Source organism: Desulfosporosinus shakirovi, from assembly GCF_020595055.1.
Lineage (GTDB): Bacteria > Bacillota > Desulfitobacteriia > Desulfitobacteriales > Desulfitobacteriaceae > Desulfosporosinus > Desulfosporosinus shakirovi.
Genome location: NZ_JAJDOO010000008.1, coordinates 20,211 through 42,656 on the forward strand (window position 1 = coordinate 20,211; position 22,446 = coordinate 42,656).

Consider the following 22,446-nt stretch of genomic DNA (forward strand, 5'->3'; position numbering starts at 1 on the left):
AAGTATGGTAATATATTCTAAAGGGAAAAGGGTGAAGCTAAGATGTTTGGACAGATGAAACGTGATATAAAAGTAATTTTTGAACGAGATCCTGCAGCAAGAAGTATTTGGGAGGTTGTATTTTGTTATCCTGGGTTTCATGCTGTGCTTTTCCACAGAATGGCTCATTGGCTGTACCTTCGTAATCTGATCCTCATCCCGCGCATGATCTCTCAGTGTTCCCGCTTTTTAACAGGAATAGAAATCCATCCGGGTGCAAAGATAGGCCAAGGGCTTTTCATTGACCATGGAACGGGGGTGGTCATCGGCGAAACTGCGGAGGTCGGGGACAATGTTACCCTGTATCAAGGAGTTACTTTAGGCGGGACAGGCAAAGAAAAAGGGAAAAGGCATCCGACTATAGGGAATAATGTAGTTATTGGAGCGGGGGCCAGGGTATTAGGTTCCTTTAAAGTTGGAGATAATGTAAAAATTGGAGCTGGGTCAGTTGTTAATAAGCCTGTTCCCAGTGATACTACAGTGGTAGGTGTACCGGGGCGGATTGTCCTCCACCATGGGGTGCCGATAAAAGATCCTGATTTAAGACACGATGATCTTCCGGATCCAGTCAATGAGATGCTGAGATGCCTAATGCAACGTGTGGAATATTTGGAACAAAGGTTAAAGGAAGAGGAGAGTCGATACAATGTCTTTGAAATTATACAACACCATGACCCGGCAAAAAGAGGAGTTTAAGCCCAGAGAGAGCGGAAAAGTTGCGATGTATGTATGCGGTCCGACAACCTATAATTACTTCCATGCGGGAAATGCACGAATGTTTGTTGTATTTGACATGATTAGGCGTTATTTTTTATATAAAAGACATGATGTTCGTTATGTCCAGAATTTTACGGACGTGGATGATAAAATTATTCAACGAGGTAACATTGAAGGGATGGACCCTTTGGCCTTGGGCCAAAAATATATTGAGGAGTACTTTAAAGATGCCAAAGCACTGAACCTGTTACCAGCAACCGTTCATCCCAAGGCTACAGAACATATTCCTGAAATGATCGAGATTATTCAAGGTCTTATTGATTCGGGCCTAGGTTATGAAGTGGAAGGGGATGTTTACTTTGCGGTAGATCATTTTCCTAATTACGGGAAGCTGTCTGGCAGAACGCTTGAAGATATGAAGGCAGGAGCAAGAGTTGAAGTCGATGAGCGCAAACGACACCCGATGGATTTTGCACTTTGGAAAAAGGCTAAACCCGGAGAGCCTTTTTGGGAAAGTCCATGGGGTGAGGGGCGTCCGGGCTGGCACATCGAGTGTACAGCTATGTCGTTAAAATATTTAGGGGCAGGATTTGACATTCATGGTGGGGGGGAGGACCTCGCATTCCCACATCATGAAAATGAGATTGCCCAAACGGAAGGTTATTTGAAAGGAAAGACCTTCGCTCGGTATTGGATGCATAATGCGTTTCTTACTATTAATCAAGAAAAGATGTCTAAGTCCTTGGGCAATTTTTTCACTATTCGCGAGTTATTAGTGAATTCTCCGGGAGAAGTCATTCGTTTTTATTTACTGGGAACTCATTATCGCAGTCCCCTGGATTTTAACGACCAAAACTTAATTATGGCCCAAAAGGGATTGGAACGTTTGCAAACCAGTGTCCGTTTGGCTCAAGAGGCTCTGGGCAGAGAAGGCTCTGCCAAAAACCAGCAGAGCCAAGCTGAGCTGTTAAAGGCTTCTAAAGAGGCGCGTGAAGCGTTTGAAAAGGCAATGGATGATGATTTTAATTCAGCACTAGCTTATGCAGCACTCTTTGATCTGGCCAAAACGATGAATGGGTATGTTCATGAGAATCCTGTACCTTCGGAAGAACTGGCGGAAGCCCAAGGGACTTTAGTGGAGCTTGGAGATGTTTTAGGTTTTGACTTGCTTCATCCGGCCCAAGTTCATATTGAAAACGATGAGATATTAACCCAGGTTATGGATGCCGTCTTGCAAATCCGTTCAATATCACGCCAGAAAAAGGATTGGGAAATGGCTGATTTTATTCGCGATGTTCTGAAAGAAAAAGGAATTATTATTGAGGATACACCGCAAGGTGCAAGGTGGCAAATAAAAGAAATAATTGAAAGGTGACTTATGCGAAATTGGCAGGAAATGAATGCCTTAACTCTAGCTTATTTGGGAGATGCGGTCTATGAACTTTGGGTTCGTACACATTTGTTGGAATTAGGGCATGAAAAGGTCAAGGAACTTCATGAACAGGCGATCAGCTATGTTCGGGCCGGTACTCAAGCCCAGGTTTTGCATGTGCTTCTGCCCGACCTTAATGAGGTTGAACAGCAGGTTGTTATGCGCGGGCGGAATACCAAGAGCGGGCATCCTAAAAATGTAGATGTTGTAACCTATCGACATGCAACAGGGTTTGAAAGCCTAGTGGGTTATTGGCAATTAAGCGGACAAACTGATCGAATGCGTTGGGCGTTTGATAAAGTGGACGAAATTGCTTCGTCATGAAGAATTGCCTAAACCTAAACAATCTATGGGAGTATTCCTGATGGAGTAAGCTGGATAAAGGGATTTAGTTAGGAAGATGATCGGGAAGGGTTGGCGTGCAAATATAATTATTACGTATGAGTGAGGGGTCTATAGTGAGTAAGGCGGATAATATTTTTATTGCGATGTGTACTAATATCCTTGAAAACGGGATTTCTTCTGAGGGTGAGGTTGTCAGAGCCAAATGGGATGATGGCACACTGGCTAATACTGTTAAGAGATTTGCCGTAATTAATAGATACGATCTTTCGGAAGAGTTTCCAATTCTTACATTGAGACCCACAAACTTAGTGGCAGCGATTGATGAGTTACTATGGATTTGGCAGAAGAAATCCAATAATATCAAAGATCTGAACAGCGATATTTGGAATAGTTGGGCTGATGAAGATGGGTCAATAGGAAAAGCATACGGATATCAATTGGGTGTCAAACATCAGTACAGTGAAGGGGAGTTTGATCAGGTCGACAGGGTACTGTATGACTTGAGACATAATCCGTATAGCAGAAGAATTATGGTTAATATGTACAATCACAATGATCTGCATGAAATGAACTTATATCCTTGTGCTTACAGCATGACCCTAAATGTTACTGGAAGGAAGCTTAACGCCATATTAAATCAACGATCTCAAGACATACTGGTTGCGAATAACTGGAACGTATGTCAGTATGCGATTCTTGTACATATGTTGGCTCAAGTTAGTAACCTGGAGGTTGGAGAATTTGTACATGTTATTGCTGATGCCCACATATACGACAGGCATATACCGTTAATTACAGATTTGATTCAAAGGGCCCCATTTCCAGCACCCAAGTTATTAATTAACAAAGATATAAAAGACTTTTATGACTTTAAAGTTGGGGATTTTGTGTTAGAAGGTTACCAAAGCGGTCTACAAATTAAAAATATTCCCGTTGCGATTTAAAAAGGAGAGTTTATGAAAGCTATTGCAGCCGTAGATTTGAATTGGGGAATTGGGTACAGAGGAAATTTGTTAAAACGAATTCCCGACGACATGAAGTTTTTTAAGCAAATGACTTTAGGTAAAGTCGTGATTATGGGAAGAGAGACATTTGAGTCATTGCCGGGACAAGAACCTCTGAAAGACAGAGTTAATATTGTTCTAAGTAAGAGCGAGCGCTTTGACAACGAAAGGGTAATATTATGTCGTTCTCTGGATGAACTGTACTCTGAACTGGAAAAGTATGATACGGACGATGTTTTTGTCGTGGGCGGGGAATCGGTTTATTCTCAGCTTTTAGCATCTTGTACTGAAGCGTATGTAACTAAAATTGAGGAAAAATATGTAGCAGATAAATATTTCGTTAATTTAGATAAGAATAAGGCGTGGAAATTAGTATCTGCCACCAATTTGCAAAACCATGAAAACATTGGTTATAAGTTTGTAAAATATGCATTAGTTGGCTAAATACAGTTTGGTGAAGAAACTGGAGTTTGTCGACAAGGCGTCTGTAGTTGTGGAAAAATGAAAACCCTCGAATAGAAAGAAGTGGACTACTTGAACGAAGAAATGGTTTATGGGAAGAATCCTGTGGTGGAACTTCTGAAAAGCGGGAAACCCGTTAATAAAGTTCTTCTTGTCACGGAAGGTGCGGGTAGCCGAAATCAAGAAATTATCTCGTTATTGCATGAACGAAATATTCCTTACCAATTTGTGGATCGTCAGACTCTTGACCGTTTAACAAATCGTGAACGGCACCAGGGAATGCTGGCCTATGTTGCAGCGAGGGAGTATGCAAGTATAGAGGACATTCTGGCCTTAGCTGAGGAGCGGCAAGAGGCCCCGTTTATCTTGATGCTTGATGAGATCGAAGACCCTCATAATCTGGGGGCGTTATTAAGGACTGTAGACGCTGTAGGAGCCCACGGGGTTATTATCCCCAAGCGGAGAAGCGTAGCCTTAACAGGAACGGTAGCCAAGACATCCGCTGGGGCTGTTGAACATGTCAGGGTAGCCCGCGTTAGTAATTTGGTTCAAACTTTAAACGATTTAAAGAAAAAGGGATGTTGGGTTTCTGGCGCTGAAGCAGGAGGAAAAGATGCTTTCAAGGCAGATCTCACAGGTCCGCGGGTAATCGTAATTGGCAGTGAAGGTAAAGGGATAAGCCGTTTACTTCGAGAAAATTGTGATGAGATTGTAAGCCTGCCCATGAAAGGAACGATCACTTCCTTAAACGCTAGCGTTGCTGGATCTGTCATGCTTTATGAAGTTCTCAGACAGAGAATCCACTCCAATTAGAAGTTATTATTGCTTGAATTACCAAAATATGAGTTAGCTGAACTTTCCCAAGGAGATATGGCAAATGTGAATTTATTGTGTTCTTCCGCGCTATTTGCCATATCCAGAAGCTCTATTTTTCACATAATTTGGAACCTTGAATTCGTATCTCGATCTAGGACCTCACGAATAGCGACAGAACAACCAAAACTTCGCCTTGACGCTTTTCTTTAGGGTCGAGTATAATGAGGGTGTTCTCGTGGACGAGGGCTAGCTGAGATTGCGTCTTCTTCGTGACGACATTGTAGGGGGGATCAACTTGACTCTTCAAGCCCAACCAGAACTACCGGAGTGCGAAATCATCGACGTTATCGTGGATGAAGAGGTGGTTGAGCTTGCCAAGGAAGGCGACGCTGCAGCACTGGAGTATCTAATTAACAAATATAAAAACTTTGTTAGAGCTAAAGCACGTTCTTACTTTCTTATTGGCGCTGATCGTGAAGATATTATCCAAGAGGGTATGATTGGACTCTATAAGGCAATACGAGATTTTCGCGGGGACAAACTCTCTTCCTTTAGAGCCTTTGCTGAATTATGTATCACACGACAGATAATTACTGCGATCAAAACTGCGACAAGGCAAAAACATATTCCGTTAAACTCATATGTTTCCTTGAACAAACCCATTTATGACGAAGATTCGGACAGGACTCTGCTCGATGTAATCTCGGGAACCCGAATCACAGATCCTGAAGAACTAATCATCAGTCGGGAAGAATTTGACGACATTGAAGAAAAAATGGGCGAAATCCTTAGTTCTTTAGAGTGGAAAGTACTTATGTCATACTTGGAAGGCAAATCTTATCAAGAGATTGCTGTAGACCTGAGAAGACATGTGAAATCAATCGATAACGCGTTGCAACGGGTTAAGAGAAAGCTTGAACGATATCTTGAGCGGCGAGATGGTTAAAGTTACATATTTCTTTATTGATAAAAAGACTTGCATTATCAATAAAGAAATGGTAAACTACGTAAGTGCCTTGGGGTGATGATTGTCGCACACGGGAATTAGTGCCGATGTAGCTCAATTGGTAGAGCAGCTGATTTGTAATCAGCAGGTTACAGGTTCGAGTCCTGCCATCGGCTCCATGACTTAATGAGGATTGCATGACATAGTTTAGCAATAAACATTTATAACTGCATGGTAACTTCACAAAGGCTGACAAGTGTAGTGATCACACAGGAGAACTAAAGCGGTACGTCGCGGGGTGGAGCAGTGGTAGCTCGTCGGGCTCATAACCCGAAGGTCGTTGGTTCAAATCCGGCCCCCGCAACCAAGTCTGATTTAGACAGCGAAGCTGTCTTTTTTGTTATACTGGGTTAGAAGTATAACAAATCGCCATCCCGGTACTTTGCCATTCATGGCGGTGTTCAAATCTCAACTACATTGGGTGAGTCATGGTGGTGCTTAATCTCAACCGTTACTTGGTTGAGTCTTGACTACAGGGGCACTCGTCCGTCCTGAGCGAGTCAAGCCAGCGCCAGCCAAGTTTTCTTCACAAGATGTTTTTTCTTGACAGTAAAATTATCTTATGATAAAGTATTTTGAGTAATGGAAAAAATACAGCGTCCTACCGTTGTCCGGGAGGTGTTCGTGAATGCGTGTTGGCATTATTTTAGCGTGTACGGATTGCAAGCACCGTAACTATGCTACTATGAAAAATAAGAAAAATAACCCAGATCGCTTGGAAACTCAAAAGTTTTGCAAGTTTTGCAAGAGCCACACTCTGCATAAGGAAACAAAGTAATTTTTTTTTGCAAAGGTTTGTGTACGCCAGGAGGCGTTGTCACGGAGTCGATGATATGGATGTCTGTAAGGATGTGAAGTGATGGGCGAGTTGAAGAAACCGGCCAATACTCTGCGACAAAAAGATAAGGCGATGGAGTATTTCCGCGGGGTTTTGAGCGAACTCAAGAAAGTTCATTGGCCAAGCCGCAGGCAGTTGCTTACCTACACAGTAGTTGTGTTTTTTGCGGTAGCAATTGTATCCATTCTGATGTGGATTGTTGATAGCGGTTTAAGTGCGGCCTTGACCAAGCTGCTGCCCTAAACATAAGTTTCAACGGCAGTGTCTGAGGAGGTCCCTGAGAAATGGCAAAAGATTGGTTTGTGATTCATACCTATTCTGGCTATGAGAACAAGGTTAAGATGAATCTAGAAAAACGTGTTGAATCTATGAACATGGAAGAAAAGATTTTTCGAGTGCTTGTTCCCATGGAAGATGAAATTGAGTTCAAAAATGGCAAACAAAAGATTACAAAGCGCAAGGTATATCCGGGTTACGTCCTTGTCGAGATGGAAATGACGGATGACTCATGGTATGTTGTTCGTAATACTCCGGGAGTGACAGGGTTTGTTGGCTCTGGGACTAAGCCTATTCCGTTGCTTGACAGTGAGGTTGTAACCATTTTACAACAAATGGGGATGGATGAAATTCAAACTCGGATTGATTTTGATATTAATCAAAGCGTCCAGGTTATTGCTGGTCCGTTCAAGGATTTTGTTGGGGTGGTTCGAGAAATCCTTGCTGACAAAGGAAAGCTTCGGGTTGAGGTATCTATGTTTGGAAGAGAGACACCCGTTGAACTTGAGTTCGCACAGGTTCAAAAATTAGACTAATAAATGTTATCCTAACAAGGGGGTGTAAATGACAATGGCAAAGAAAGTAATTGGGTTGGTAAAATTAGCGATCAATGCAGGAAAGGCAACACCGGCACCTCCGGTTGGTCCAGCTTTGGGTCAGCACGGCGTTAATATTATGGGCTTTTGCAAAGAGTACAATGAACGTACTAAAGATCAAGCTGGGCTTATTATTCCGGTAGAAATTACAGTATACGAAGATCGTTCCTTTACCTTTATTACCAAAACTCCACCAGCAGCAGTGTTGCTTAAGAAAGCTGCTAATATTAATTCGGGGTCTTCTGAACCGAATCGCAAAAAAGTTGCAGCTGTTCCTAAATCGAAGATACGCGAAATAGCGGACATTAAGATGAAGGACTTAAACGCAGCAAGCATTGAAGCGGCAATGCGCATGATCGAAGGAACAGCGCGGAGCATGGGAATCGACGTAGTCGAAGGTTAAGTGAAATTTTGTGGGAGGGCTAAGCCCGCATAACCACAAGGAGGTTAATAGAATGGCTAAAGTAGGGAAAAAATATCAAGAGGCTGTAAAATCGTTTGATCGTATTGCACTCTACGAACCAACAGAGGCTTTATCAATTGTAAAGACTAACGCTAAAGCTAAGTTTGATGAGACTGTGGAAGTTGCTTTCAAATTAGGCATTGATACCCGTCATGCAGATCAACAAATTCGGGGTGCCATTGTTCTTCCGAACGGAACAGGTAAAACCCGCTCCGTGTTGGTGTTTGCTAAAGGGGAAAAGGCCAAAGAAGCAGAATTGGCAGGAGCAGATTTTGTTGGAGCCGAGGATATGATTGCTAAGATCGAACAAGGTTGGTTCGGTTTTGAAGTAGTGGTAGCAACACCAGACATGATGGGAATGGTTGGTAAATTAGGTCGAGTACTCGGACCTAAAGGCCTTATGCCAAACCCGAAAACTGGAACGGTTACCCTTGATGTAACTCGTGCGATCAAAGAGATTAAGGCTGGTAAGATTGAATACCGTGCAGATAAGGCTGGCATTATACATGCACCAATCGGTAAAGCCTCATTCGGTGTGGAACAACTACTGGAAAACTATCGCGTGTTAGGAGAAACTTTGCTTAAAGCGAAGCCTGCAGCTGCCAAAGGTCAATACATGCGGAGTGTCACAGTGTCCTCTACAATGGGACCGGGCGTACGCATTAACCCTGCAAAAGCAGTCTAAACACAGGTATGCTTGACAGTGTTCTATAAATGGGATAAACTTATCAGGAATTTAATATGTCCGCTGTAGAAAGCAGGTGCCGAAAGGCTTAATGTCCTGCCGAGGTTGGAAGATTACGCCGAAAGATATTCATTTGGCATTCTTAACCTCTGCAAGCGCGGAGGTTTTTTGCTGGGTTTATCTATAGGGAAGGAGGTACACAGAATGCCTAACATCGAAGAAAAAAGTCTGGTAGTCTCGGAGATTAAAGAAAAGTTTCAACAGTCTTCAGGTATAGTTTTAGCCGATTACCGCGGTTTAACTGTGGCCCAAGTAACGCAATTGCGTTCTCAACTGCGTAATGCTGGAGTCGAGTATCGGGTTTTGAAAAACACCCTCGTACGTCGCGCCGCTGATGAGTTAGGGGTAGAGGGGCTTGATTCCTATCTTAAAGGACCGACAGCACTCGCCTTTAGTGCAGATCCTGTTGCTCCGGCCAAAATATTAATGGACTTTGCTAAAGCAAACAAGCTCAAAAAGTTCCAGATTAAAGCTGGAGTATTAGAGGGGAAAGTTATCGGAGCTGAGGGCGTTAAAGCTCTTGCTGATCTGCCTTCTCGCGAAGTCTTGCTCACTATGGTTCTAAGAGGTATGCAAGCTCCTCTTACAGGTATGGTTAATGTTCTTCAAGGACCGATCCGTAAAATGGGGTATGCGTTGGAAGAAGTACGTAAACTTAAGGCTGCTCAATAGTTTTATTATCTAGATAACAATAATGTTTTATAATTTTAAGGGGGAAATTAAAAATGTCTAAAGTAAATGAAATTCTCGAAGCCGTAAAAGGCTTAACTGTTCTCGAATTGGCTGAACTTGTAAAGGCTTTTGAAGAGGAATTCGGCGTAAGCGCTGCTGCTCCAGTAGCGGTTGCAGGCGTAGCATCTGCAGCTCCTGCAGCAGATGCAGCTGAAGAAAAAACCGAGTTTGATGTTATGCTTATGAACTGCGGAGCTTCCAAAATTGGCGTTATTAAAGTAGTTCGTGAAGCAACCGGCCTTGGGCTTAAAGAAGCAAAAGACCTCGTAGACAATGCACCAAAACCAGTTAAAGAAAAAGTCTCAAAAGACGAAGCTGAAGCTTTAAAAGCTAAGTTAACTGAAGCCGGTGCAACCGTCGAAGTTAAGTAAGAGTTTATAGCAGAAGGTACTCTCTTGTAGAGAGTACCTTCTTTATTTTGGATAGGCAGTAAATTTGAACAAATTTGCACTTTTAGAATAGAATAGTAAAATACTGAATTCAAGCCTAAAAACTAAAATGTTTTCTTGACAGAGGGGTTCCGTTTTGTTATACTTTATAAATGTTACTATATGTAAATGGAATTTATTACTTAATCTATTCATGCTATGGTAATAAGTTAAAAGCATTAGATAATAAGGAGATATTATCTTTGAAATTGTCGGAATGATAGCGGAACATCATAAACAGTTAAGCGAGGTTCTTTTAAAGGCCTTGCTTTTGGCTGTATATGTCAATATATTATTAGACCTCAATGAGAGAAAACCACACTGAGGGGTGAAACGTAAATGTTCTATCCTGTTAAGGTTGGGACGCGAGAGCGCTGGAGTTACTCCAGAATCCGTGAAGTTCTCGACATGCCAAATTTAATTGAAATCCAGCAAAACTCCTATCGATGGTTTCTTGATGAAGGGTTACGCGACATGTTTCGCGATATTTCACCGATTCAAGATTTCACAGGCAATCTCGTTCTAGAATTTGTTGATTATAGCCTGGGAGAGGCTAAATATCAAGTGGAGGAGTGTAAAGAACGCGATGTTACATATGCCGCGCCACTCCGCGTAAAGGTTCGCCTGATCAACAAAGAAACTGGAGAAGTGAAGGAACAGGAAGTCTTTATGGGGGATTTCCCGTTGATGACAGACAAAGGTACCTTCATTATTAATGGAGCCGAACGTGTTATTGTCAGCCAACTTGTTCGATCGCCGGGGGTTTATTATGCCGAACAAATCGATCCCAGCGGGAAAAAGCTCTATGGAGCTACAGTTATTCCAAATCGTGGGGCTTGGCTAGAGTTTGAGACGGATGTTAACGATAATATCTTTGTAAGGGTTGACCGAACTCGTAAGCTTCCGGGCACTGTTTTAATTCGCGCCTTAGGATATGCCAGCAACGGTCAGATCTTGGAGTTATTTAACGATAATGAATATATCCGCGCTACTTTGGAAAGGGATAACTCAGAGTCGACAGAAGAAGCTTTGGTTGAAATCTATAAAAGATTAAGACCAGGTGAACCGCCGACGGTTGACAGTGCACGCTCATTATTAGAAGCATTGTTTTTCGATGCTAAACGTTATGATCTTGCTAAGGTTGGCCGATATAAACTCAATAAGAAGCTAGGCCTAGATATCCCGATGGATGTACGACATCTAACTCGCGGAGATATCGTAGCCAGTGTTCAGCGAATGCTCGCCTTGATGGAGGGTGAAGGGCATAAAGATGATATTGACCATTTAGGCAATCGGAGGTTGCGCTCTGTAGGAGAGTTGCTTCAAAATCAATTCCGAATTGGATTATCTCGTATGGAACGCGTAGTACGCGAGCGAATGACGATTCAAGATGTTGAAGTGATTACTCCTCAAGTATTAATTAACATCCGACCTGTTGTGGCTGCCATTAAGGAATTCTTTGGTAGCAGTCAGTTATCTCAATTTATGGATCAAACAAATCCGCTGGCAGAGCTAACGCATAAGCGGCGCTTAAGTGCTTTAGGACCTGGAGGATTGAGCAGAGAACGTGCCGGTTTTGAAGTTCGTGACGTCCATCATTCTCACTATGGCAGAATGTGTCCAGTGGAGACGCCGGAAGGACCAAACATTGGTCTGATTGGATCCTTAAGTACATTCGGACGCATTAATCCTTATGGCTTCATTGAAGCCCCTTACCGCAAGGCAAATAAGGAGAGCGGAAGCGTTACTGATGAAATTCATTATTTAACGGCTGACGAAGAAGAAAAATATGTTGTAGCACAGGCTAATGCGCCACTTGATAAGGATGGCAATTTTCTAGGGGAGAAAATTGATGGTCGTCATGGACCGGATTTTGTGCATGTGTCTCCGAACCAGGTTGACTATATGGACGTCTCTCCAAAGCAAATGGTATCCATCGCTACAGCACTTATCCCCTTCCTAGAGCATGATGATGCAAACAGGGCTTTAATGGGTTCAAACATGCAACGGCAAGCAGTACCGCTATTGCGAACGGATTCGCCTTATGTGGGGACTGGTATGGAATATAAGACTGCTAAGGACTCCGGTGTTTGTGCAATTACTAAACGAGCTGGGGTAGTTGAGCGGGCGACCGCTGACGAGATCATTGTCCTGGGTGATGACGGGATGACAGAAAAGCATAAACTGCTTAAATATTCTCGTTCCAACCAAGGAACCTGCATTAACCAGCGACCCATTGTTATGAAGGGGGAGCGGGTAGAGGCCAGCCAAATTATTGCCGATGGTCCATCAACTGACCATGGAGAACTTGCTTTAGGCCGTAACGTTTTAGTAGCCTTTATGACATGGGAAGGGTACAACTACGAGGATGCTATCTTGATAAGCGAAAAGCTTGTTCGAGAGGATTATTATACATCCATTCATATTGAAGAATACGAATCAGATGCCCGTGATACTAAGCTTGGACCAGAAGAAATCACTCGTGACATTCCGAATGTTGGGGAAGATGTTCTGAAAGATCTTGATGAGCGTGGAATTATTCGTATCGGAGCTGAAGTTCGTCCGGGAGATATCTTAGTTGGTAAAGTGACACCGAAGGGTGAGACGGAGCTAACGGCAGAAGAACGTTTACTTCGAGCTATTTTCGGGGAGAAAGCACGTGAGGTGCGCGATACTTCTTTACGTGTACCCCATGGGGAAGCTGGAAAAATTGTCGATGTCAAAGTGTTTACCCGCGAAAACGGGGATGAATTATCCCCTGGTGTTAATCAACTTGTTCGTGTCTATATCGCCCAAAAACGAAAAATATCTGTGGGCGATAAGGTAGCAGGACGCCACGGTAACAAAGGGGTAATTTCTCGCATTATGCGTCAAGAGGATATGCCGTTTATGCCGGATGGAACGCCGATTGAAGTAGTCCTTAATCCATTGGGCGTTCCTTCTCGGATGAACATTGGGCAGGTGCTTGAGACTCACTTAGGCATGGCGGCAAGGGCCTTAGGGATACGTATTGCAACCCCGGTCTTTGACGGTGCTACTGAGGATGATATTTTTGAAACGTTAGAGAAGGCCGGCATCTCAAGAGATGGGAAGACGATGTTGTATGATGGACGGACAGGAGATCCCTTTGACAGCAAAATCACTGTTGGCTATATGTATGTTCTCAAACTTCACCATTTAGTTGACGATAAGATTCATGCCCGTTCCACAGGTCCATATTCCCTCGTAACCCAGCAACCCTTGGGCGGTAAAGCTCAATTCGGTGGGCAACGCTTTGGAGAAATGGAAGTTTGGGCGTTGGAGGCTTATGGAGCAGCTTATACTTTACAAGAAATCCTAACGGTTAAGTCAGACGATGTCGTTGGACGTGTAAAAACATACGAAGCGATTGTTAAAGGAGAGAATATTCCTGAACCAGGAATCCCCGAATCGTTTAAGGTTTTGATAAAAGAAATGCAGAGTTTGGGACTTGATGTTAGAGTCTTGTCAGCAGATGACAGGGAAATTGAGATTCATGATACCGATGAGGATATAACGGAAACCGCAAAGGAACTTGGCATTGATCTGCATGAGGAACTACCGCTTCCTTCAACCCGAATAGTTGGGGCGAAGGATGAGGAAGACACCATGGTCGACGAGGAAGATCCTCTCGATGAATTAAATGTTGAAGTCCTTGAGGAAGAAGATATAGATCTAGGCGATCTCAAATAGTCCCCGGACGAAAGGAGCGATAAGGATTGCTAGACGTCAATAACTTCGACCGTATGCGTATCGGTTTGGCTTCCCCGGATATGATTCGTGAGTGGTCATTTGGAGAAGTAAAGAAACCTGAAACCATTAACTATCGGACCTTAAAGCCGGAACGTGAAGGTCTGTTTTGTGAAAAAATCTTTGGCCCTACTCGAGATTGGGAGTGTCATTGCGGAAAATATAAACGGGTTCGTTATAAAGGGATAGTCTGTGACCGTTGCGGTGTTGAAGTAACCCGTTCAAAAGTTCGCCGTGAGCGTATGGGACACATAGTACTTGCTGCACCGGTATCTCATATCTGGTATTTCAAGGGAATTCCAAGCCGGATGGGGCTGCTTTTGGACATGTCTCCTCGCGCTTTGGAAAAAGTCCTTTATTTTGTCTCTTATATCGTGACAGACTCTGGTGATACGTCTTTAATGAAGAAACAGCTTCTGACAGAAACAGAGTACAGGGAATATCGTGATAAATATGGGGATCGTTTTCAAGCCAGCATGGGAGCGGAAGCGGTTAAACAATTACTCGCCGAGATGGATTTAGACAAATTAAATGAAGAACTGCGAGTAGAACTAAAAGAAGTATCCGGACAGCGGAAAATCCGTGCCATTCGCCGTCTCGAGGTTGTGGAAGCCTTTAAATCTTCAGGAAACCGCCCGGATTGGATGATTATGGATGTTGTTCCTGTGATTCCTCCCGAACTGAGACCAATGGTCCAGTTGGATGGGGGTCGTTTTGCAACGTCGGACCTCAATGATCTTTATCGACGAGTGATTAATAGGAACAACCGCTTAAAGCGTCTCTTGGATCTTGGTGCACCGGATATTATCGTGAGAAACGAGAAACGGATGCTCCAGGAAGCGGTCGACGCATTGATTGACAATGGCCGTCGCGGACGTCCTGTGACTGGGCCGGGAAACAGACCGCTTAAGTCCCTCAGCGATATGTTAAAAGGAAAACAAGGCCGTTTTCGACAAAATCTCTTAGGGAAACGTGTTGATTATTCTGGACGTTCCGTTATCGTTGTTGGTCCAAATCTTAAGCTCCATCAATGTGGTCTGCCCAAGGAAATGGCCTTAGAGCTCTTCAAACCCTTCGTGATGAAAAAGCTTGTCAATGAGGGCCATGCACACAATATAAAAAGCGCTAAACGCATGGTTGAGCGGGTGCGTCCTGAGGTGTGGGATGTTCTCGAAGAAGTAATCACGGATCATCCAGTTCTCTTGAATCGTGCACCAACTCTTCACCGCTTGGGTATCCAGGCATTCGAGCCAATCCTGGTTGAAGGCAGAGCTTTACAGATCCATCCGTTAGTTTGTACAGCGTACAATGCAGACTTTGATGGTGACCAAATGGCTGTACATGTTCCGTTATCAGCAGAGGCTCAGTCTGAAGCAAGATTGCTTATGTTATCCGCGCATAATATCCTTAACCCAAAAGACGGACGACCGGTGGCCACTCCCACTCAAGATATGGTTTTAGGATCGTATTATTTAACTATGGAACGTCCGGGCGCTTTTGGAGAAGGGAAAATATTTAAAGACTATGATGAAGCTGTTTTAGCTTATGATTCTAAAGCAGTTCACTTGCAGGCTAGTATTAAAGTTCGCCGGGACGGAGAACTCTTGGAAACAACCGTTGGTCGATTGATCTTCAATTCCGTCATTCCTTCACAAATTGGTTATTTCAATGAAGTAGTTGGTAAAAAGGGACTTGCCGACATTGTAGCTAAAACCTATCGCAAGGCGGGATATGAAGCGACTGCTAACTTGTTAGACGGGCTAAAGAGTCAAGGGTTTAAATTCTCCACCAGAGCTGGGATGACTGTCGGGTTGACTGACATTACCGTTCCCAAAGAGAAAACCGAGATTCTTGGCAAAGCTGACATTGCGGTTGCCAAAACCGAACTGCAATATAGACGCGGTTTGATCACGAATGAAGAACGTTATAATCTGGTCATTGATACGTGGGCTAAAGCAACCAAAACCGTAACACAAGCTTTGATGGACACTTTAGATGTGTTTAACCCGGTTTATATGATGGCGACCTCAGGCGCGAGAGGAAATATTCAACAGTTGAGACAATTAGCAGGAATGCGGGGACTTATGGCAGATCCGTCTGGACGGACCATTGAGTTGCCTATTAAGGCTAATTTCCGCGAGGGGCTCACAGTTTTAGAGTACTTTATTTCTTCTCACGGTGCACGTAAAGGCCTGGCAGATACTGCTTTGAGAACAGCTGACTCAGGTTATCTGACCCGTCGATTGGTAGATGTCTCTCAAGACGTGATAGTGCGTGAAGAAGATTGTGGAACATTAAACGGCATTATGGTTGAGGATATTAAGGACGGTCCGGAAATAATTGAACCTTTAGTAGATCGTCTTGTCGGCCGCTTTGTATTAGAGGAGTTACTCCACCCGGAAACGGGAGAAGTGCTTGCTGTACCGGATACTGAAATGACAGAAGAACAGGCTGCAGAAATTGCTAAATGCTTTGATACAGCCATAATTCGTTCAGTCCTAACCTGCAAATCACGGTACGGAGTCTGCAAGAGATGCTATGGTCGCAACCTGGCTACAGGACGTCCAGTAGAAATGGGAGAGGCAGTAGGGATTATTGCTGCCCAATCCATTGGAGAACCTGGTACTCAGCTGACCATGCGTACGTTCCACACCGGAGGGGTTGCGGGAGACGATATAACCCAAGGTCTTCCGAGGGTAGAAGAACTTTTTGAGGCACGTAAACCTAAAGGGCAAGCGATCATCTCAGAAGCAGTTGGAAAAGTGTCAATCAGCGAAGTTAAAGGGAGACGTGAAGTGGATCTCCTGACTGAAACTGAAGAACACATAGTCTATACGATTCCTTACGGTTCGCGCCTTTGTGTCAAGGAAGGCCAGATGGTCGAAGCTGGAGACGAGTTGACTGAAGGAAGTATTAATCCCCATGATATGCTGAAAGTTAAGGGTCAGCGTGGTGTTCAAGTCTATCTTCTGGGAGAAGTTCAACGAGTTTACCGACTCCAAGGGGTAGATATTAACGACAAGCATATTGAAGTAATGGTACGTCAGATGTTACGCAAGGTAAAAATCGACGATGCTGGGGATACAAGTCTGCTTCCTGGTGGACTGATAGACGTTTTTGATTTCCAAGATGAGAACGCACGAGCTATTGCTGAAGGCGGAGAACCAGCGGTTGCGCACCCAGTACTTTTAGGAATTACCAAAGCCTCATTGGCTACGGACTCATTCCTTTCAGCGGCTTCTTTTCAAGAAACGACTCGTGTTCTAACTGAAGCGGCTATAAAAGGAAAAGTAGATCCTTTGCTTGGATTAAAAGAAAATGTCATTATCGGAAAGTTGATTCCTGCCGGTACAGGTATGTTAAGATATCAAAATGTAAAATCTTTGGAAACAAATCCGACCGAATTATTGACACGCTAGAACTCAAATGCTAAACTACTATAGTGTGATTAAGGGGGAAAGCATTTTGATGCTTGATGAAACCTTCAAACACGCCAAACAAAAAACAGTTGGGTTAAAGCAAACCCAACGAGCCCTTGAAAAAGGGCGCGTTCGGCGCGTTTATATGGCCAAAGATGCCGAAACGCATGTTCGTCGTCCTATTCTTGAATGGTGCGAGAGTCATAGCGTGGAGTGCGTTGAAGTACCCACTATGAAGGAATTAGGGAAAGCGTGCGGGATTGAAGTAGGTACAGCAATAGCAGCCTTATTGCAAGAGTAACGCCCGTATGGCTACCCAATAAAGCTGAGTTTGGAATTGCTTGTTAAATGCTGCAGCAAGCAATTCCTTGTATATTGATTTCATTAGAAAGGAGGCGGAGACATGCCGACAATTAATCAACTTATCCGTAAGGGACGTGCCACAATCGAACAAAAATCAACAGCTCCGGCTTTACAGTGGGGTTATAACTCACTTAAACGTAAGCAATATCCCTCAGGAGGATCCCCTCAAAAGCGAGGAGTTTGTACTAGGGTTTATACTACTACTCCTAAAAAACCTAACTCAGCACTCCGGAAGGTTGCTCGTGTGCGTTTAACTAATGGGCTTGAGGTAACCACCTATATTCCTGGAATCGGACACAACTTACAAGAACACTCCGTGGTTCTTATTCGTGGCGGTCGTGTTAAGGACATTCCTGGTGTGCGTTATCACGTTATTCGTGGTGCTTTGGACACAACTGCTGTTCAAAAACGCTCACAAGGTCGTTCGAAGTATGGTGCAAAACGTCCTAAGAAAGCCTAATAAGGACTCTTGAATTGTCTCAAATTGTTAATATTATGATACAAAGGAGGTTACCAAATGCCACGTAAAGGATATGTTGCCAAACGCGATGTTCTGCCAGATCCGATTTACAAGAATCAAACTCTAACCAAGTTTATCAATCAAATTATGTTAGATGGTAAAAAGGGAACGGCTGAAGCAATTTGCTACGGTGCATTTAATATGATTCAGGAAAAGTCTGGCAAAGATCCCCTAGAAGTCTTCAGTACTGCGCTAAAAAATGTTATGCCGATATTGGAAGTAAAGGCACGCCGTGTTGGGGGAGCAAACTATCAAGTCCCTATCGAAGTACGTGCTGAGCGTCGTACTACACTAGCTCTGCGTTGGCTTGTCGCTATGGCTCGTAAAAGAGGCGAGAAGACAATGCAAGAGAAGATTGCCGGAGAGTTACTTGATGCCTCTAACAATACAGGGGGTTCAGTAAAGAAAAAAGATGATATGCACAAAATGGCTGAAGCAAATAAGGCATTTGCGCATTACAAATGGTAATTTGAGACACACTGATTTTGACAGAAAGGGGGATTCTCAATGGCAAGACAATTTTCACTAGAAAATACACGTAATATAGGAATTATGGCTCATATTGACGCAGGAAAAACGACAACAACTGAACGTATCCTTTTTTATACCGGACGTGTGCATAAAATCGGGGAAGTTCATGATGGCGCTGCGACGATGGATTGGATGGTTCAGGAGCAAGAACGCGGTATTACTATTACCTCTGCGGCTACAACATGCCAATGGAAAAACAACCGGATTAATATCATTGATACACCAGGGCACGTGGACTTCACTGTGGAAGTTGAACGCTCCTTGCGTGTACTAGACGGTGCTGTAGCAGTGTTTTGTTCAGTCGGCGGCGTGGAGCCTCAATCGGAGACAGTTTGGCGTCAAGCGGATAAATACAAAGTTCCGCGGATCGCTTTTATTAACAAAATGGATCGATTGGGCGCGGATTTCTTCCGCGGAGTTTCCATGATAACTGACCGATTGGGTGCTAATCCTGTACCCATCCAACTGCCGATTGGTGTTGAGGAAAACTTCAAAGGAATCGTCGACTTAGTGACAATGACATCGACAATCTATACTGACGACCTAGGTACGACTGAAGAGCATAGTGCGATCCCAGAAGACCTAGCTGAATTAGCGAGTGAATACCGTGAAAAGTTAATTGAAGCGGTTTCTGAAACAAGCGAAGAGCTCATGATGAAGTATCTTGAAGGGGAAGCACTCACAGAACAAGAAATTCGCGACGGCATACGCCGCGGAGTCATCGGGAACAAATTTATCCCGGTCATTTGTGGTTCTGCATTCAAGAACAAAGGTGTTCAACCTTTGCTGGATGCTGTAGTTGATTATATGCCATCTCCATTAGATGTACCACCAATTAACGGAGTACATCCTGATACAGGTGCAGAAGATCAGCGTACAGCCTCGGACACTGAACCTTTCTCCGCTTTGGCTTTTAAAATTATGGCTGACCCGTTCGTGGGTAAACTTGCATTCTTCCGGGTTTATTCTGGAGTATTAGGTGCTGGTTCTTATGTCTTCAACTCAACTAAGGGCAAGCGCGAACGCATCGGACGGATCCTTCAAATGCATGCCAACCACCGCGAAGATATACAAGAAGTGCGTTCAGGTGATATCGCTGCAGCCGTCGGCTTAAAGGATACCTCGACAGGGGATACCTTATGCGACGAGAAGACTCCAATCATTCTAGAGAAAATGGTATTCCCGGAACCTGTTATCTCTGTGTCGATTGAGCCTAAGACTAAAGCCGACCAAGAAAAAATGGGCGGGGCGCTCGGCCGTTTGGCTGAGGAAGATCCGACCTTTAGAATGCACACCGATACAGAAACTGGGCAGACGATTATCGAAGGAATGGGTGAACTTCACCTCGAGATTATCGTTGACCGCTTACAGCGGGAGTTCAAAGTACAATGTGATGTCGGTCGTCCACAAGTTGCTTATAAAGAAACCATTCGGAAGACTGTTAAGTCCGAAGGGAAATTTGTTCGCCAGTCTGGTGGACGCGGTCAATACGGCCACTGTTGGATCGAGTTGGAACCTCTTGAACCTGGTAGCGGTTTCGAATTCGTTAACAAGGTAGTCGGAGGAGTTATCCCTCGGGAATACATTAATCCGATTGGAGCCGGTATCGAAGAAGCGATGCAAAATGGTATTCTTGCTGGCTATCCGCTGCTTGACATGCGTGCAACAGTGTATGACGGTTCTTATCATGATGTTGACTCTTCAGAAATGGCCTTTAAGATTGCCGGATCTATGGCATTTAAAGCCGGTGCCCTCAAAGCTGATCCTGCAATCATCGAACCGATCGAGAAAATCGAAGTGACAGTTCCTGAAGAATATATGGGAGATGTCATTGGAGATATAAGCTCGCGTCGGGGTCGGATTGAAGGAATGGAAGCGCGTGGCAATACTCAAGTTGTACGTGGATTTGTTCCGCTTTCCGAAATGTTCGGATATTCAACCGACTTACGCTCGGCAACTCAAGGCCGTGGAGTCTATGTGATGCAGTTCGATCACTATGAAGAAGTCCCAAAAGGCATTGCGGATGGTATTATTGCTAAGCGCCAAGGGTCATAGGCGAAGTTTGAGGCTCGAAGCACGAGCTTTTGTTCGGGCTTCGTAACCTCCCTGAATCATATAACTTTATAGTATATTAAAGGAGTGATAAAAATGGGAAAAGCTAAATACGAACGTACAAAACCACATGTTAATGTAGGAACCATTGGTCACGTTGACCATGGTAAAACTACTACGACAGCGGCAATCACCGTTGTTCTTTCAAAACACGGCGGCGCTGTAGCTACAGCGTTTGACCAAATCGACAAGGCTCCTGAGGAACGCGAACGTGGAATCACCATTTCCACTGCACACGTTGAGTATGAGACTGACAATCGTCACTATGCACACGTGGACTGCCCAGGACACGCTGACTATGTTAAAAACATGATCACTGGTGCTGCTCAAATGGACGGAGCGATCCTCTGTGTTTCTGCAGCTGACGGCCCTATGCCACAAACCCGTGAACATATTCTCTTGGCTCGCCAAGTAGGTGTTCCTAGTATTGTAGTTTGGCTTAACAAGGTAGACATGGTTGATGATGAAGAATTAATCGAGCTCGTTGAAATGGAACTTCGCGAACTCTTAACTGCCCAGGAGTATGATGGTGACAATGTTCCTATCATTCCTGGTTCTGGTCTAAAAGCCCTTCAGTGCGGTTGCGGAAAACGTGATTGCGAATGGTGCGGCAAGATCTGGAATCTCATGGATGCTGTTGATTCTTATATCCCAACGCCTGAGCGTGACACTGACAAGCCTTTCTTAATGCCTGTCGAGGATGTCTTCACAATTACTGGACGTGGAACGGTTGCTACAGGTCGTGTTGACCGTGGTAGAGTTAAAGTCGGTGACGAGGTTGAAATTGTCGGTTTGACGGACACTGCCCGTAAGACTGTCGTAACAGGCGTAGAGATGTTCCGTAAGCTCCTTGATTCAGCTCAAGCTGGAGATAACATTGGAGCTCTGCTTCGTGGAGTTGAGCGTAAAGATATTGAACGCGGACAGGTTTTGGCTAAAGCCGGATCAATCAAGCCTCACACCAAGTTCTCTGGTGAAGTATACGTTCTTAATAAAGAAGAAGGTGGTCGTCATACCCCGTTCTTCCATAATTATCGCCCGCAATTTTACTTCCGCACAACAGATGTAACAGGAGTAATCACTCTTCCAGAGGGTACCGAAATGGTTATGCCTGGCGACCGTGTAACGATTGAAGTTGAACTTATCACTCCAATCGCTATGGAAGAAGGACTTCGCTTTGCTATCCGTGAAGGTGGCCGTACTGTTGGTTCAGGTATCGTTGCAAAAATTAACAGCTAAGAAATATTTTTTAGGCTTAATGATGAGAGAAAAAGTCACTTTTCCTCTCATCATTAAAATCCCGTCAGCAGTCGCCAGCTGACGGAAGGTTGGATTAAACGAGAAACACACTTATCCGACTTCCGGCATCTGGCCTCTGACACCAGGAATGGCGTAAAAGGTTGCTGGACGAGTGACTCCGCTTGGTCAGGGAATTTTTACGCTCGAAACCCGTATAACGGGAATTATGAGGAGGTTGTAACTTATGAGCCAAAAGATCAGAATTCGGCTTAAAGCATTTGATCACAAAACACTTGACCAATCAGCAGAACGCATAGTTGAAACTGCAAAACGTACGGGCGCACAGGTTAGTGGACCAATTCCTCTTCCAACAGAGAAAAGCATCTACACCATTTTGCGCTCGCCACATGTCAATAAAGATTCACGGGAACAATTTGAGATGCGCACTCATAAACGCCTAATTGATATTCTTGAACCGACGCCTAAGACGGTGGATGCGCTCATGCGTTTAGATCTGCCGGCCGGTGTGGATATCGAAATTAAGTTGTAATTGGCTAAAATTAGAGTAGCAAATCACTTAACTTTGTGATATACT

22 protein-coding genes, 2 tRNA genes and 1 other annotated feature are annotated in these 22,446 nt (G+C 44.0%); all 24 genes read left to right on the top strand.

Annotation, left to right across the window (positions count from 1 at the left end; translation table 11 throughout):
• Positions 1-42 precede the first annotated feature (42 nt).
• Positions 43-735: a serine O-acetyltransferase gene (gene cysE / locus LJE72_RS08795; RefSeq protein WP_229247240.1), complete on the top strand. Its 693-nt coding sequence runs from the start codon at positions 43-45 to the stop codon at positions 733-735.
• On the top strand, positions 686-2,131 hold the full coding sequence (gene cysS, locus LJE72_RS08800) for a cysteine--tRNA ligase (RefSeq protein WP_229247241.1): 1,446 nt from the start codon (positions 686-688) through the stop codon (positions 2,129-2,131). The genes cysE and cysS overlap by 50 nt, the downstream gene beginning before the upstream one ends.
• A gap of 3 nt (positions 2,132-2,134) precedes the next feature.
• On the top strand, positions 2,135-2,512 hold the full coding sequence (locus tag LJE72_RS08805) for a Mini-ribonuclease 3 (RefSeq protein WP_229247242.1): 378 nt from the start codon (positions 2,135-2,137) through the stop codon (positions 2,510-2,512).
• Between the two features lie 134 nt (positions 2,513-2,646).
• Positions 2,647-3,477, top strand: coding sequence for a thymidylate synthase (gene thyA, locus LJE72_RS08810; protein ID WP_229247243.1), 831 nt, complete (start codon positions 2,647-2,649; stop codon positions 3,475-3,477).
• A 12-nt stretch (positions 3,478-3,489) separates the two neighbouring features.
• The gene (locus LJE72_RS08815; protein ID WP_229247244.1) at positions 3,490-3,981 is read left to right on the top strand and encodes a dihydrofolate reductase; all 492 of its coding nucleotides are present in this window, start codon (positions 3,490-3,492) and stop codon (positions 3,979-3,981) included.
• A gap of 90 nt (positions 3,982-4,071) precedes the next feature.
• The gene (gene rlmB / locus LJE72_RS08820; protein ID WP_248286284.1) at positions 4,072-4,812 is read left to right on the top strand and encodes a 23S rRNA (guanosine(2251)-2'-O)-methyltransferase RlmB; all 741 of its coding nucleotides are present in this window, start codon (positions 4,072-4,074) and stop codon (positions 4,810-4,812) included.
• 298 nt (positions 4,813-5,110) lie between these two features.
• Positions 5,111-5,761 (top strand): RNA polymerase sporulation sigma factor SigH, encoded by a 651-nt coding sequence (gene sigH / locus LJE72_RS08825; RefSeq protein WP_143187687.1) that lies wholly within the window; start codon positions 5,111-5,113, stop codon positions 5,759-5,761.
• Between the two features lie 103 nt (positions 5,762-5,864).
• Positions 5,865-5,940, top strand: a tRNA-Thr gene (locus LJE72_RS08830).
• A gap of 113 nt (positions 5,941-6,053) precedes the next feature.
• A tRNA-Met gene (locus tag LJE72_RS08835) sits at positions 6,054-6,128 on the top strand.
• A 321-nt stretch (positions 6,129-6,449) separates the two neighbouring features.
• Positions 6,450-6,599 (top strand): 50S ribosomal protein L33, encoded by a 150-nt coding sequence (rpmG, locus tag LJE72_RS08840; RefSeq protein WP_045575441.1) that lies wholly within the window; start codon positions 6,450-6,452, stop codon positions 6,597-6,599.
• Between the two features lie 81 nt (positions 6,600-6,680).
• Positions 6,681-6,902, top strand: a complete 222-nt coding sequence (gene secE, locus LJE72_RS08845; protein WP_073032218.1) for a preprotein translocase subunit SecE — start codon at positions 6,681-6,683, stop codon at positions 6,900-6,902.
• Between the two features lie 41 nt (positions 6,903-6,943).
• Entirely contained in the window at positions 6,944-7,471 is a 528-nt protein-coding gene (gene nusG / locus LJE72_RS08850) for a transcription termination/antitermination protein NusG (RefSeq protein ID WP_073032216.1), read from the top strand.
• A gap of 34 nt (positions 7,472-7,505) precedes the next feature.
• The gene (rplK, locus tag LJE72_RS08855) at positions 7,506-7,934 is read left to right on the top strand and encodes a 50S ribosomal protein L11 (protein WP_073032247.1); all 429 of its coding nucleotides are present in this window, start codon (positions 7,506-7,508) and stop codon (positions 7,932-7,934) included.
• A 52-nt stretch (positions 7,935-7,986) separates the two neighbouring features.
• A complete protein-coding gene (gene rplA, locus LJE72_RS08860) occupies positions 7,987-8,679 on the top strand; it encodes a 50S ribosomal protein L1 (protein WP_073032214.1) in 693 nt (230 codons plus the stop codon).
• A 45-nt stretch (positions 8,680-8,724) separates the two neighbouring features.
• Positions 8,725-8,858 (top strand) — a sequence feature (ribosomal protein L10 leader region).
• Positions 8,859-8,883: 25 nt separating this feature from the next.
• Positions 8,884-9,411: a 50S ribosomal protein L10 gene (gene rplJ, locus LJE72_RS08865; protein WP_229247246.1), complete on the top strand. Its 528-nt coding sequence runs from the start codon at positions 8,884-8,886 to the stop codon at positions 9,409-9,411.
• 53 nt (positions 9,412-9,464) lie between these two features.
• Complete coding sequence (gene rplL / locus LJE72_RS08870; RefSeq protein WP_073032210.1) at positions 9,465-9,842, top strand: 50S ribosomal protein L7/L12; 378 nt, start codon at positions 9,465-9,467, stop codon at positions 9,840-9,842.
• Positions 9,843-10,238: 396 nt separating this feature from the next.
• Entirely contained in the window at positions 10,239-13,610 is a 3,372-nt protein-coding gene (rpoB, locus tag LJE72_RS08875; protein ID WP_229247247.1) for a DNA-directed RNA polymerase subunit beta, read from the top strand.
• A 26-nt stretch (positions 13,611-13,636) separates the two neighbouring features.
• On the top strand, positions 13,637-17,086 hold the full coding sequence (gene rpoC / locus LJE72_RS08880; protein WP_282437885.1) for a DNA-directed RNA polymerase subunit beta': 3,450 nt from the start codon (positions 13,637-13,639) through the stop codon (positions 17,084-17,086).
• A gap of 49 nt (positions 17,087-17,135) precedes the next feature.
• Complete coding sequence (locus LJE72_RS08885) at positions 17,136-17,387, top strand: L7Ae/L30e/S12e/Gadd45 family ribosomal protein (RefSeq protein ID WP_229247376.1); 252 nt, start codon at positions 17,136-17,138, stop codon at positions 17,385-17,387.
• A gap of 102 nt (positions 17,388-17,489) precedes the next feature.
• Positions 17,490-17,909 carry a 30S ribosomal protein S12 gene (gene rpsL, locus LJE72_RS08890; protein ID WP_229247248.1) on the top strand — a complete coding sequence of 140 codons (420 nt, stop codon included), beginning with the start codon at positions 17,490-17,492 and terminating at the stop codon, positions 17,907-17,909.
• A 57-nt stretch (positions 17,910-17,966) separates the two neighbouring features.
• Positions 17,967-18,437 (top strand): 30S ribosomal protein S7, encoded by a 471-nt coding sequence (rpsG, locus tag LJE72_RS08895; RefSeq protein WP_229247249.1) that lies wholly within the window; start codon positions 17,967-17,969, stop codon positions 18,435-18,437.
• A 39-nt stretch (positions 18,438-18,476) separates the two neighbouring features.
• The gene (gene fusA, locus LJE72_RS08900) at positions 18,477-20,555 is read left to right on the top strand and encodes an elongation factor G (protein WP_229247250.1); all 2,079 of its coding nucleotides are present in this window, start codon (positions 18,477-18,479) and stop codon (positions 20,553-20,555) included.
• Positions 20,556-20,648: 93 nt separating this feature from the next.
• A complete protein-coding gene (tuf, locus tag LJE72_RS08905; RefSeq protein WP_073032197.1) occupies positions 20,649-21,851 on the top strand; it encodes an elongation factor Tu in 1,203 nt (400 codons plus the stop codon).
• Positions 21,852-22,095: 244 nt separating this feature from the next.
• The gene (rpsJ, locus tag LJE72_RS08910; RefSeq protein ID WP_007778414.1) at positions 22,096-22,401 is read left to right on the top strand and encodes a 30S ribosomal protein S10; all 306 of its coding nucleotides are present in this window, start codon (positions 22,096-22,098) and stop codon (positions 22,399-22,401) included.
• Positions 22,402-22,446: the final 45 nt, after the last annotated feature.

Bases quoted from the DNA above. Each gene is read 5' to 3' on its own strand.
- LJE72_RS08805 (WP_229247242.1), top strand. From the start codon at position 2,135: ATGCGAAATTGGCAGGAAATGAATGCCTTAACTCTAGCTTATTTGGGA.
- fusA (WP_229247250.1), top strand. From the start codon at position 18,477: ATGGCAAGACAATTTTCACTAGAAAATACACGTAATATAGGAATTATG.
- cysE (WP_229247240.1), top strand. From the start codon at position 43: ATGTTTGGACAGATGAAACGTGATATAAAAGTAATTTTTGAACGAGAT.
- rpsJ (WP_007778414.1), top strand. From the start codon at position 22,096: ATGAGCCAAAAGATCAGAATTCGGCTTAAAGCATTTGATCACAAAACA.
- rplA (WP_073032214.1), top strand. From the start codon at position 7,987: ATGGCTAAAGTAGGGAAAAAATATCAAGAGGCTGTAAAATCGTTTGAT.
- rpoB (WP_229247247.1), top strand. From the start codon at position 10,239: ATGTTCTATCCTGTTAAGGTTGGGACGCGAGAGCGCTGGAGTTACTCC.
- rpsL (WP_229247248.1), top strand. From the start codon at position 17,490: ATGCCGACAATTAATCAACTTATCCGTAAGGGACGTGCCACAATCGAA.
- rpmG (WP_045575441.1), top strand. From the start codon at position 6,450: ATGCGTGTTGGCATTATTTTAGCGTGTACGGATTGCAAGCACCGTAAC.
- tuf (WP_073032197.1), top strand. From the start codon at position 20,649: ATGGGAAAAGCTAAATACGAACGTACAAAACCACATGTTAATGTAGGA.
- secE (WP_073032218.1), top strand. From the start codon at position 6,681: ATGGGCGAGTTGAAGAAACCGGCCAATACTCTGCGACAAAAAGATAAG.
- LJE72_RS08815 (WP_229247244.1), top strand. From the start codon at position 3,490: ATGAAAGCTATTGCAGCCGTAGATTTGAATTGGGGAATTGGGTACAGA.
- nusG (WP_073032216.1), top strand. From the start codon at position 6,944: ATGGCAAAAGATTGGTTTGTGATTCATACCTATTCTGGCTATGAGAAC.
- rplL (WP_073032210.1), top strand. From the start codon at position 9,465: ATGTCTAAAGTAAATGAAATTCTCGAAGCCGTAAAAGGCTTAACTGTT.
- rplK (WP_073032247.1), top strand. From the start codon at position 7,506: ATGGCAAAGAAAGTAATTGGGTTGGTAAAATTAGCGATCAATGCAGGA.
- cysS (WP_229247241.1), top strand. From the start codon at position 686: ATGTCTTTGAAATTATACAACACCATGACCCGGCAAAAAGAGGAGTTT.
- rpsG (WP_229247249.1), top strand. From the start codon at position 17,967: ATGCCACGTAAAGGATATGTTGCCAAACGCGATGTTCTGCCAGATCCG.
- LJE72_RS08885 (WP_229247376.1), top strand. From the start codon at position 17,136: ATGCTTGATGAAACCTTCAAACACGCCAAACAAAAAACAGTTGGGTTA.
- rplJ (WP_229247246.1), top strand. From the start codon at position 8,884: ATGCCTAACATCGAAGAAAAAAGTCTGGTAGTCTCGGAGATTAAAGAA.